This is a genomic window from uncultured Wocania sp., assembly GCF_964021735.1.
In the GTDB taxonomy this organism is placed as follows: Bacteria; Bacteroidota; Bacteroidia; order Flavobacteriales; family Flavobacteriaceae; genus Wocania_A.
In genome coordinates this window covers 1-7,667 of the sequence record NZ_CAXIBN010000149.1, presented here as the reverse complement: position 1 = coordinate 7,667, position 7,667 = coordinate 1, and the positions used below count along the sequence as shown (strand labels likewise).

General features: G+C 30.6%; 8 protein-coding genes. 6 read left to right on the top strand and 2 right to left on the bottom strand.

Going from position 1 to position 7,667, the window contains the following annotated elements:
* The coding region (locus AADI82_RS12025) for an esterase (protein WP_341216674.1) at positions 1 to 603 on the bottom strand (603 nt) is incomplete at its 3' end.
* Positions 604 to 654: 51 nt separating this feature from the next.
* Between AADI82_RS12025 and AADI82_RS12020 the strand changes: the two genes are divergently transcribed.
* The 5 genes from AADI82_RS12020 to AADI82_RS12000 all read left to right on the top strand — a co-directional run bounded on the left by AADI82_RS12020 (position 655) and on the right by AADI82_RS12000 (position 5,443).
* Positions 655 to 1,080 carry a hotdog fold thioesterase gene (locus tag AADI82_RS12020; protein WP_341216673.1) on the top strand — a complete coding sequence of 142 codons (426 nt, stop codon included), beginning with the start codon at positions 655 to 657 and terminating at the stop codon, positions 1,078 to 1,080.
* A 3-nt stretch (positions 1,081 to 1,083) separates the two neighbouring features.
* Positions 1,084 to 2,199, top strand: a complete 1,116-nt coding sequence (locus AADI82_RS12015) for a chorismate-binding protein (protein ID WP_341216672.1) — start codon at positions 1,084 to 1,086, stop codon at positions 2,197 to 2,199.
* Positions 2,200 to 2,276: 77 nt separating this feature from the next.
* Positions 2,277 to 4,028, top strand: a complete 1,752-nt coding sequence (locus tag AADI82_RS12010; protein WP_341216671.1) for a thiamine pyrophosphate-binding protein — start codon at positions 2,277 to 2,279, stop codon at positions 4,026 to 4,028.
* Positions 4,029 to 4,115: 87 nt separating this feature from the next.
* Positions 4,116 to 4,454: a DUF2853 family protein gene (locus AADI82_RS12005; RefSeq protein WP_034045091.1), complete on the top strand. Its 339-nt coding sequence runs from the start codon at positions 4,116 to 4,118 to the stop codon at positions 4,452 to 4,454.
* Between the two features lie 158 nt (positions 4,455 to 4,612).
* Positions 4,613 to 5,443 (top strand): S1-like domain-containing RNA-binding protein, encoded by an 831-nt coding sequence (locus tag AADI82_RS12000; protein WP_341216670.1) that lies wholly within the window; start codon positions 4,613 to 4,615, stop codon positions 5,441 to 5,443.
* Here the strand turns inward: AADI82_RS12000 and AADI82_RS11995 are convergent.
* A complete protein-coding gene (locus AADI82_RS11995; RefSeq protein WP_341216669.1) occupies positions 5,435 to 5,863 on the bottom strand; it encodes a hypothetical protein in 429 nt (142 codons plus the stop codon). The genes AADI82_RS12000 and AADI82_RS11995 overlap by 9 nt on opposite strands.
* A gap of 413 nt (positions 5,864 to 6,276) precedes the next feature.
* Here AADI82_RS11995 and mnmE point away from each other — a divergent pair.
* A partial coding sequence (gene mnmE, locus AADI82_RS11990; RefSeq protein ID WP_341216668.1) for a tRNA uridine-5-carboxymethylaminomethyl(34) synthesis GTPase MnmE occupies positions 6,277 to 7,667 on the top strand: 1,391 nt, incomplete at its 3' end.

Sequence of the window (7,667 nt, the reverse complement as noted above, 5' to 3'; positions counted from 1 at the left end):
TTCATGTTTACCATCAAACATAATAACATTCAAATTTTCTTTAAATAAAAGTTGTGCTTTTTTTGTTTCTAATTGCAATCGTTCTTTGGTTAAATATTCATCATTTGCACCGCAAACCAAACTTACTTTGGCATTTAAAAAGCTAAAGTTTTCAGTATTTAATTCTTTAGGAATGCCACCAGAATGTAATACCAATTGTGCACATTGTAATTGGCGTTTTGCTACATAGCGCATAGCAACACTAACACCTTGCGAGTATCCTAATACAATTAAATTAACATCATCAGGAATGTTTTCCGCTTTAAAAATAGCATCAAAATTTCGCATCACATTTTCGGTTTCTTTTATTGTGTTTTCTTTAGTCAACCAACTAGCACCAACGTGTTTAAATTCAGATTTTAAATAATATTTGTTTGACGCTTGTGCCGCAATAATATAATTTTCATCTGCATTTAATCCTTTAAAATATTTTAAAAAATAGCGACTTAAATAGCCCATACCATGGCAAACAAACCACACATTTTTAGTCGATTTTGAAAGCGTATTTAGTGTAGAATAGGTATTGGTTATGGTGTATGATATTTCTTTTTCTTGTGAATTCATTTACACTTATGTTTTGTACTTTTGTTAGCGATTTTAAAAATACACTATTCTATGCAATTATCTAAAGAAGACGTTTTATCTAAAGCCAATAAAGCTTGTAAAAACACCTTAATGGAAACCTTAGAAATTGAGGTTATAGATTTTGGAGATAATTTTTTAGTTGCTAGAATGCCTGTAAATTCTAGAGTACATCAACCAGACGGTGTGTTACATGGTGGAGCAACAGCAGCTTTAGCCGAAAGCGTTGGGAGTTTTGCATCGCATATTTTTATAGATACTGAGAAATTTTTTGTCCGCGGTATAGAAATTACAGCTAATCATTTAAAAAGTGTTACAGAAGGTTTTGTTTATGCTAAAGCAACTTTTTTGCATAGAGGAAGAACCACACAATTATTAGATATTCGAGTGACTGACGATACTGATAATTTAATTTCTATTTGCAGACTGTCAACCATTTCGTTACCCAAAAAGAAATAGTTAATGACTTTGGATGATTTTTTTAATCGTATAGAAACACATTATAGTAACGCGCTTCCTTTTGTGGTTTATAGAAAGCCTAATGAAAATGTTGTAAAAGTGTTGCTACAAGAAACAAACGATTTATATTTTTCAAAAGGTTTTACCGAGCAAGGTTTTGTGTTTTCACCTTTTGATGATTCTCAAGATCCAGTTTTAATACCAGTTGAAAATTCAGAAGTAGTTTCTGTATCAAATGTCATGTTGAGTGAATTTGAGGCATTTAAAGTAAATGAATATTCAGATAAAGACTCAAAAAAAATACACATTAACCTCATAAAAAAAGGTATTAAAGCTATTAATAATAATGAGTTTGAAAAGGTTGTTTTATCTCGACAGGAAACTATTAACAGACCTGAGTTAAATACCATTTCAATTTTTAAAAAGCTTCTAAGCTATTACAAATCGGCATTTGTATATTGCTGGTATCACCCCAAAGTAGGATTGTGGTTAGGAGCCACACCAGAAACGTTGATTAAAATAGAAGGTAAACAGTTTTCTATTATGGCACTGGCAGGTACGCAAGATTATAAAGGCACGCTTGATGTAGTTTGGAAAGATAAAGAAAAAGACGAGCAGCACATAGTTACAAATTTCATTATTGAAAGTTTAAAACCTTTAGTTGAAAACATAAAAGCATCAGAAACCGAAACCGTGAAGGCGGGTAACTTACTGCATTTAAAAACTATGATTTCGGCAAGACTGCAATCAAATTCAAACTTAAAAGATATTATTTCGGTATTGCATCCAACACCTGCGGTTTGTGGATTTCCAAAGCAAGATGCGAAACAATTCATTTTAAAACATGAAAGCTATAATCGTGAGTTTTATACTGGTTTTTTAGGGGAATTAAATTTTGAAACCACAAAAGCACCACGATCTGGAAAACGTAATATTGAAAATAGAGCTTACGCTATAAACAAAAAAAGCACCCAGTTGTATGTTAATTTGCGCTGTATGCAATTAAAAGATACTAAAGCCATAATTTATGTTGGTGGAGGTATTACCGAAAGCTCTAATGCAGAAAGTGAATGGAAAGAAACGGTTTCAAAATCGCAAACTATTAAACAAGTTCTTTAAATTTATAAATGCTTTTTAATAAAATATTCGTGCATTAGTGGCGTAAATTTTCACTTAGGTTTTGTACTTTTGAAACAATGAAATACCCAAAAATTCCGCTTGCGCAAACTGTTATTGAGCTTTGCAAAACTAAAGGCATAAAGCATATTGTAATTTCTCCAGGTAGCAGAAATGCACCTTTAACTATTGGTTTTTCTAATAACGATTACTTTAAGTGTTACAGTATTGTAGATGAGCGTTGTGCTGCTTTTTTTGCTTTAGGCATCTCACAACAATTACAAGAACCAACTGCTGTGGTATGTACTTCTGGTAGCGCCTTATTAAATTATTATCCGGCTGTGGCAGAGGCTTTTTATAGTGATATTCCTTTGGTGGTTTTATCGGCAGATAGACCAAAGCATTTAATAGATATTGGTGACGGACAAACCATTAATCAGAAAAATGTATTTGAAAATCATATTTTATATTCTGCCAATCTAAAGTTGGATTTAGATGAAGAAGCTGAAGCTGAAGAGGAGTTGCCTATTTTTAAAAATCTAGAAAATAAGTTAGAAACTTTATTGGGTTTAAAACAAGGTATTCAAGAGTATAATGAAGCAGAGATTAATAAAGCTATCAATGTGACATCTTCAAAAAATGGTCCTGTGCATATTAACATTCCGTTTGATGAACCGTTGTATGATATGGTAGATGCGCTATCGGTTAATCCGAAGTCTATTTCTATAAAAAAGAGAACTATAGAAATTGAAGATTCTATTTTGCACTCATGCATTAATGATTGGAATTCCGCTTCAAAAAAAATGGTGTTGGTTGGGGTGAATCAACCAAATGCTATTGAGCAAAAATGGTTAGATGCTTTAGCCAAAGACGATAGCGTAATTGTTTTTACCGAAACGATGTCGAATATACATAACAATGAGTTTTTTCCGAGTATCGATAAGTTAATTGCACCTCTAAAAGAAAAAGATTTTATAAACCTTCAACCTAACATTTTATTAACCTTTGGAGGATTAATTGTATCAAAAAAAATAAAAGCATTTTTGCGCAAATATAAGCCAAAGCAGCATTGGCATATTGATTTAAATAAAGCAAACGACACTTTTTTTAGTTTAAATCGATTTATTCAAACTACACCAAATCACTTTTTTTCAAAATTTTTATCAGAAGTAAAAACACAAGAAAGTGATTATAAACCAAATTGGAATGCTGTAAAATCAATTAGAGATAATAAGCATAAAGCCTATTTAAAAGCCATTGATTTTAGTGATTTAAAAGCTTTTGAAATTATCTTAAACGCTATTCCAAACGACACTATTTTACAGTTAGGAAATAGTTCAACAGTACGTTATGTACAATTATTCGATTTAAATAAAACTTTAAAAGTATTTTGTAATCGTGGTACAAGTGGTATTGATGGAAGTACAAGTACTGCTATTGGTTGTGCAGTTGCAAACACAAAACAAACTACTTTAATTTCTGGTGACCTAAGTTTTATTTACGATAGCAACGCATTATGGAACAACTATATACCTAATAACTTTAGAATTATTATTATTAATAACCAGGGAGGTGGTATTTTTAGAATCCTTCCAGGATATAAAAACACTGAGAATTTCGACACCTATTTTGAAACTAAGCATCAATTAACAGCAGAACATTTATGTAAAATGTATGGTTTTGAATATGCTAGTGTTTCAAATGAATTAGATTTAAATAATAATTTACATTCATTTTACTCAAAAAGTCATCAGCCAAAATTATTAGAAATCTTTACTCCAAAGAATTCTAACGATGAAATTTTACTTCAATATTTCAAATCTATTAGTTAATTAAAGTGACTTTATGTGATTCTACGTGTCTAAAAAATAGTTATCTTTAAAAACGTATTTTACAAACACATTAAAAACTATTTAATTATGAGCAAAAGAGACGAACTTATTGCAAAATATGCTGCAGATTTAAAAGACAAGTGCGGTGTTAATGCAGACATGGATTTATTAACTAAAGTTACTATTGGTTGTGGACCATCAATTTATAATGCTGATTCTGCAACAGTTTCTGGATCAGACGAATCAGAATTGGCAACAGTTAAAAATAATTTCTTAATTAAAAAACTAGGGTTAAAAGATGGCGCAGATTTAGATAAAGGCATTCAAGCTGTTATGGATAAATATGGACAATCTAACAGAAATAAATACAGAGCTGTAGTTTATTACTTGCTTACTAAACATTTCAAAAAAGAATCTGTTTATTAATATCTGCAGAATTATATATTACAAAAGCGTTACAAAATTGTAACGCTTTTTTTTTGCCCAGATTTATTTCAGAATCTTTTTAATGGAAAATATTATTTATCAATAGTTTTGTCACCATCAATTAAATAATCTTTCCTTAATATCATTACCTTTGTCGCATGATACATTTAGGACAAATAAATACTTTAGAAATACTTCGTGAAACTGATCATGGCGTGTATTTAATTGATGATGAAGAAAACGAAGTGTTATTACCAAACAGATATGTTCCTGAGGCTTTTAAAATTTGGGATAAGATTGATGTTTTTGTGTATTTGGATAATGAAGAACGCCCAGTAGCTTCAACAGATTTTCCTTATATTAAAAAAGGTGATTTTGCCTTGTTGCGCTGTAATCAAGTAACTGATTATGGTGCTTTTTTAGATTGGGGATTGGTTAAAGAATTATTTTGTCCGTTTAAAGAACAAGCTTTTAAAATGAAACCAGGCGGTTGGTATTTGGTGCATTGTTATTTAGATGAAAAGACCGATAGGTTAGTAGCATCAAGTAAAACGAATAGGTTTTTAGATAATAGAGAACTTACAGTTGCTGAGTTTGATGAAGTCGATTTAATAGTATCGCACCCATCGGACATTGGCATGAATGTGATTGTAAATAAAATGCATTTAGGTTTAATTTATAAAGATCAGATTTTTAAAGATATTAGTGTTGGTGACAAGCTAAAAGGTATTATTAAAAAAATACGCCCAGGAAATAAATTAGATATTACTTTGGGGCAAATAGGCTACAGGAATATAGAGCCTAATGCTGAGCGAATTTTACAGGAGTTACAAGATAATAGTGGTTATATAAATCTTACCGATAAGTCTAACCCTGAAGCGATAAAAGACCAGCTACAAATGAGTAAAAAGAATTTTAAAAAATCTGTTGGTTCTTTATACAAACAGAAACTTATTGAGATAAAATCTGATGGTATTTATTTAGTTTAGAGAAAAGCACATATTGTTTTTTATTTTGTTATAAACATCATATATGGCATCTTTTATACTGTAATAACTAATATTATCAGAAAGGCAGAAACTGTTTTCTATGTCCGCATTCATTTTGCCAGCAAGGTTGTAACTAACTACTGCGTAAGTACATAAGTTTTTAACTTTTCCTCTAAACAAATCTGCATCTAAAAGTTTTACTGAGTAAGAGTTAATACGGTTTGCAATAACACCAAAAGGTTTTTCAGACCCAAAATAAGCGTTTATTTCATCAAAAATTTCTGTAGAGTTATTTATATCTACATGCACACCTTCGTTAAATTCAATCACAGCTATATGATCAAAAAAGAATATATCTCCTAAATCTTTTTGTACAGATTTCATGATGTGATTTGAAAAATCAGAGTCAATAATTTTCATGTTGTTGTAAATCTTTTTCTCGTTGCTCTAGTTGGATTAAAATACTTACTGTTCTGTTTTACTGAAACTTAGGTGCTTAAAAGCTATTAAGTCACATTTATAAAAAAACAGGCTTGCAAATATACTATGCATACATAATATATTCGCAACTAAAACTATATTTACACATTAAATAATGTTTTGATATTAACTATAATAATACTGTTGATATTTGATTTTTAAGTTGCTATTACTTTAGTAAAAATCAATTATAGTAATCATTTTAGAAGTAACAAAATTAACTACATTTACTATTTTGAAAGAAATAGCTTTCAACAAAACGTCAAATTTCTATTTTTATTAAGAATTTTTGCAGCTATAATATAATAAACACTCAGTATTAAATTAGCAAAGCATTTTACTATTTTTGCTTCATGATAAATCAAGATACTATAGTAGCACTAGCTACGCCTTCTGGTGCGGGAGCTATTGCTGTTATTCGACTTTCTGGAAACGATGCTATTAGAATTGCCGAAAAACAATTTAAATCGGTTTCTGGTAAAATATTAAGTAAGCAAGCAACACATACTATACATTTAGGTCATATTATTGATGGCCATAGAACTATAGATGAGGTTTTATTGTCGATTTTTAAAAATCCAAATTCTTATACAGGTGAAGATGTAATTGAAATTTCGTGTCATGGTTCTAATTATATTCAGCAAGAAATCATCCAATTATTTTTACGACAAGGTTGCAGAATGGCGACTGCAGGAGAGTTTACCTTACGTGCGTTTTTAAATGGTAAATTAGATTTATCGCAAGCTGAAGCTGTAGCAGATTTAATTTCAAGTGATAATGAAGCTTCGCACCAAATAGCGATGCAGCAAATGCGTGGCGGGTTTTCATCTGAAATAGCGAAACTTCGTGAAGAACTTTTAAATTTTGCCTCATTAATAGAATTGGAACTCGATTTTGCAGAAGAGGATGTAGAATTTGCAGATAGAACTCAATTTAATAAACTAATAGAGCGTATAACGTTTGTACTTAAACGCCTTATAGATTCGTTTGCTGTTGGGAATGTTATAAAAAATGGAATTCCTGTTGCGATAGTAGGGGAGCCTAATGTTGGAAAATCTACGCTTTTAAATGCTCTTTTAAACGAAGAACGTGCTATTGTTAGTGAAATAGCAGGCACTACAAGAGACACCATCGAAGATGAAATCTCTATAGGGGGGATAGGTTTTAGGTTTATAGATACTGCGGGAATAAGGGACACTAAAGATGTGGTAGAAAGTATTGGGATTAAAAAAACCTTTGAAAAAATAGAGCAAGCACAAGTTGTTGTTTATCTTTTTGATGCTTCAGAATTAGATAGTTTTGATAATGTACAATTCGAAATTGAAAAGATAAAAAACAAATACCCTCAAAAACCCATTCTTATTATTGCCAACAAAGTGGACAAGTTACCTGACGATGAGAAAGAACGACTGAAAAATGTTTTGCATGTTGTTGAAAATTCTAATTATGTTTTAGTGTCTGCAAAGCAAGGCGTAGGAGTAGATCAATTAAAAGACAAACTTTTAAGTTTTATAAATACCGGAGCTTTAAGAAATAATAATACGATTGTTACTAATTCACGTCATTATGATTCTCTCTTAAAAGCGTTTCAAGAAATTCAAAACGTTAAAAACGGATTGGAATCTGGTTTGTCTGGAGATTTATTAGCTATAGATATTCGTCAAGCCCTTTATTATTTTGGGGAAATTACTGGTGAAATAACAAATGATGATTTATTAGGAAATATTTTTGCTAATTTTTGTAT